The organism is Pseudomonas sp. TWI929 (genome assembly GCF_039673335.1).
GTDB lineage: Bacteria > Pseudomonadota > Gammaproteobacteria > Pseudomonadales > Pseudomonadaceae > Aquipseudomonas.
This window is the reverse complement of the sequence record NZ_JBDJLK010000190.1, coordinates 1-506: the sequence shown is the minus strand read 5'-3', so window position 1 is coordinate 506 and position 506 is coordinate 1. Positions and strand designations below refer to the sequence as shown.

Below are 506 nucleotides of genomic sequence, written 5' to 3'. Positions count from 1 at the left end.
ATCGAGGCCGGCATGAGCGCCGTGGTGTACTGCGGCTCGATGGGTGACTGGCCGCTGCTGACCGAGGCCGAGCGCCAGGAAGGCGTGGCACGCCTGGTGGCCGCCGGCATCCCGACCATCGTCGGTACTGGTGCGGTAAACACCCGTGAGGCGGTCTCGCACGCTGCCCACGCCGCCAACGTCGGCGCCGCCGGCCTGATGGTCATCCCCCGCGTGCTCAGCCGCGGCGCCTCGCTGATCGCCCAGAAGCACCACTTCTCGGCCATCCTCGCCGCCGCGCCGAAGCTGCCGGCAGTGATCTACAACAGCCCTTACTACGGCTTTGCCACCCGCGCCGACCTGTTCTTCGAACTGCGCCGCGAGTTCCCCAACCTGATCGGCTTCAAGGAGTTCGGCGGTGGCGCCGACCTGCGCTACGCCGCCGAGCACATCACCTCCAAGGATGACGATGTAACCCTGATGGTCGGCGTCGACACCCAGGTGGTGCATGGCTTCGTCAACTGCAA

General features: G+C 67.6%; 1 protein-coding gene. It reads left to right on the top strand.

Features of this window, described 5'->3' with window-relative positions; translation table 11 throughout:
* Window positions 1–506, top strand: a 506-nt coding sequence (locus ABE456_RS28500) for a dihydrodipicolinate synthase family protein (RefSeq protein WP_346646909.1), incomplete at both ends; no start/stop codon positions are given.